The sequence below is a fragment of the Rhizobacter sp. P3_B12 genome, from assembly GCF_056402895.1.
In genome coordinates, this window is the sequence record NZ_JBFUGN010000802.1 from 1 (window position 1) to 2867 (window position 2867).

General features: G+C 67.1%; 3 protein-coding genes and 2 pseudogenes. 2 read left to right on the forward strand and 3 right to left on the reverse strand.

The annotated features are described in order from the left end of the window. A pseudogene (locus AC1D01_RS28240) lies at window positions 1-353 on the forward strand (hypothetical protein); the annotation flags it as partial. Here AC1D01_RS28240 and AC1D01_RS28245 read toward each other — a convergent pair. Continuing rightward, window positions 346-1035: a DUF4197 domain-containing protein gene (locus AC1D01_RS28245; protein WP_477872319.1), complete on the reverse strand. Its 690-nt coding sequence runs from the start codon at window positions 1033-1035 to the stop codon at window positions 346-348. The pseudogene AC1D01_RS28240 and the gene AC1D01_RS28245 sit on opposite strands and share 8 nt — an antisense overlap. Window positions 1036-1047: 12 nt before the next feature. Between AC1D01_RS28245 and AC1D01_RS28250 the strand changes: the two genes are divergently transcribed. Continuing rightward, window positions 1048-1563: a TlpA family protein disulfide reductase gene (locus tag AC1D01_RS28250; RefSeq protein ID WP_477872321.1), complete on the forward strand. Its 516-nt coding sequence runs from the start codon at window positions 1048-1050 to the stop codon at window positions 1561-1563. Window positions 1564-1632: 69 nt separating this feature from the next. Here AC1D01_RS28250 and lipA read toward each other — a convergent pair whose 3' ends face one another. Both lipA and AC1D01_RS28260 read right to left on the reverse strand, forming a co-directional pair. After that, on the reverse strand, window positions 1633-2625 hold the full coding sequence (lipA, locus tag AC1D01_RS28255; RefSeq protein WP_047594691.1) for a lipoyl synthase: 993 nt from the start codon (window positions 2623-2625) through the stop codon (window positions 1633-1635). A gap of 30 nt (window positions 2626-2655) precedes the next feature. Then, a pseudogene (locus AC1D01_RS28260) lies at window positions 2656-2867 on the reverse strand (lipoyl(octanoyl) transferase LipB); the annotation flags it as partial.

Sequence of the window (2867 nt, forward strand, 5' to 3'; positions counted from 1 at the left end):
TGCTGGTGGTCGCCTCCCGCCGCGACGTGCGCATCCAGGTGCGCGACGCGGTGCGCAACATGGGCCTGCTGGTGGATTTCGTGACCTCGATCGAGGAGGCCCGCGACTTCTGTCGCAGCGGCCTGCCGCATGCGATCGTCGTCGAGTCGGTGCTGCGCGGCGACCGCTTCAACGACCTGCGCAACGAGGTCGATTCGGCCGGCGGCGATGTGGTGTTCATCGAGATCATCGAAGAGGGCAATGCCTTCGAGATCTCGGGCTTCGGCGGGTTGAGCATGGCGCGCGTCGGGCGCGACGCGATCCTGACCTCGCTGCCGTCGGCGCTGATGTTCGAGCTGTCGAAGACTACTTGAGGCTGCCGAACACCTTCTTCAGGATCGCGCTCCCGGTGGCGACCGGGTTCTCGCGGATCTTGTGCTCTTCCTCGCCGATCATCAGGAACAGCCCGTCGAGCGCCTTCTCGGTGACGTAGCTGTGGATGTTGGCATCCTGCGGCTTCAGCAGCCCGAAGCTCGCCGCCTTGCCAGCCACCGCGTTGTACTTGTCGGCCAGCGACACCTTCTCGGTCGCCCGCTTGACGATCGGCAGGAAGCGCACGCCCAGCGGCTCGCGCGTCTTGGTGGAAAAGAACTGCGTGACCGAGCCGTCGCCGCCGCCCAGGATGCCCTTGGCGTCCTCGACGCTCATGCTCTTCACCGCGCCGACCAGCAGCGTCTTCGCCTCGGGCACCGCGGCCTCGGCGGCGCGGTTCAGCGCCGTCTCGAGCTCGTCGACGCGCCGTTGCTGCCCGGTCGCCCTCAGGAAGCGCGCCGCATCGTTCAGGAAGCCGGGCAACGGGATGTGCACCTTCGGGTTCGAAAGAAAACCGTCCGGCTTGCCGAGCAGGCCGACGGCCGACACCGCGCCGCGCTCCAGCGCGGCCCGGATGCCCGCGGTGGCATCGCCTTCGCTGAGGCTGAACGCCCAGGCCTGTCCGGTCCATGTCCACACACCCAGGCCCGCGAGCACCGCTGACGTAAACTTTCTCCGYTGCATCGATCACATCCCATGAAATTGACCCGCCATCTTGCCGCCGCGTTGAGTGTTCTGGCAATCGCGGCAGCGGCTTGTGGGGCTTATGCAGCGTATTCGGGCCTCGCGCGCCCGCAGATGGCCCCGGACGCCGCGTTCGTCCGCCTGGATGGCAGCCGCAGCAGCGTCGCGCAACTGAAGGGCCAGGTGGTGCTGGTCAACTTCTGGGCCACCACCTGCACGACCTGCGTGCACGAGATGCCGCAGGTGACAGCCACCCACAACCGGTTCAAGGCGCGCGGCTTCGAGACCCTGGCGGTGGCGATGAGCTACGACCCGCCGGCCTCGGTGATCCACTTCGCCGAATCGCGCAAGCTGCCGTTCACCGTGGTGATCGACAACACCGGGTCGGTCGCCCGCAGCTTCGGCCCGATCGAGGGCACGCCGACCAGCGTGCTGATCAACAAGCGCGGCGAGATCGTCAAGCGCTATGTGGGCCAGCCGGATTTCGCGGAATTGCAGGCGCAGGTCGAGAAGCTGCTGAATTCGTAGCCCGGATGCCAATCCGGGGGGCCGCATCTCGAAGTGAAGAACGATCTCCGGATTGGCATCCGGGCTACGCTAGATGGCGTTCGCGACGCCGGCTTCGTGGGCCTGCTGGTCCGCGTGGTAGCTCGAACGCACCATCGCGCCGACGGCGGCGTGCGTGAACCCCATCTTCAGCGCCTCGGCCTCGAACATCCTGAAGGTGTCCGGGTGCACGTAGCGCCGCACCGGCAGGTGGTGGCCGCTCGGCGCGAGGTACTGGCCGATCGTCAGCATGTCGATGCCGTGCTCGCGCATGTCGCGCATCACCTGCAGGATCTCTTCGTCGGTCTCTCCCAGGCCCACCATCAGCCCGCTCTTGGTCGGCACGTGCGGCGCGAATTCCTTGAAGCGCTTCAGCAGGTTCAGCGAGTACGCATAATCCGAACCCGGGCGCGCTTCCTTGTACAGGCGCGGCGCGGTCTCGAGGTTGTGGTTCATCACGTCGGGCGGTGCCGCCTTCAGGATCTCCAGCGCGCGGTCCATGCGGCCGCGGAAATCGGGCGTCAGGATCTCGATGCGGGTGTCGGGCGACAGCTCGCGGGTGCGCTGGATGCACTCGACGAAATGCGCGGCGCCGCCGTCGCGCAGGTCATCACGGTCGACGCTCGTGATCACGACGTACTTCAGGCGCAGCGCCGCGATGGTCTTCGCGAGGTTCAGCGGCTCGTCGGCATCCAGCGGATCCGGCCGGCCGTGGCCCACGTCGCAGAACGGGCAGCGCCGCGTGCACTTGTCGCCCATGATCATGAAGGTGGCGGTGCCCTTGCCGAAGCATTCGCCGATGTTCGGGCACGACGCCTCTTCGCACACCGTGTGCAGCTTGTGCTCGCGCAGGATCTGCTTGATCTCGTAGAAGCGGGTGGTCGGCGAGCCGGCCTTCACGCGGATCCAGTCCGGCTTCTTCAGCGTCTCGGCCGCGACGATCTTGATCGGGATGCGGGCCGTCTTGGCCTGCGCCTTCTGCTTGGCGCTCGCGTCGTAGTGGGCCGCGTCCTGGGCCTGGTGGATGACGTTTTCGGTCGACATCGGGGTTACTTTCGAGGGGCGGCCGACGGGTCAGCTCAGGTGCGACACCAGCCGGTCGCCCAGCCGCTGCGCCGCGGTGGTCCAGTCGGTGCGGACGCCCAGTGTAGCCAAGTCGACCGTTTGCAGCCCGGCGTAGCCGCAGGGGTTGATGCTGCTGAAGGGGCTCAGGTCCATCGCCACGTTCAGTGCCAGCCCGTGGTAGGTGCAATGCCGGCTGACCTTGATGCCGAGCGCCGCCACCT

What these genes read in the sequence shown, in the direction of transcription:
- lipA (WP_047594691.1), bottom strand. Translation starts at nt 2,625, where the DNA reads ATGTCGACCGAAAACGTCATCCACCAGGCCCAGGACGCGGCCCACTAC.
- AC1D01_RS28250 (WP_477872321.1), top strand. Translation starts at nt 1,048, where the DNA reads ATGAAATTGACCCGCCATCTTGCCGCCGCGTTGAGTGTTCTGGCAATC.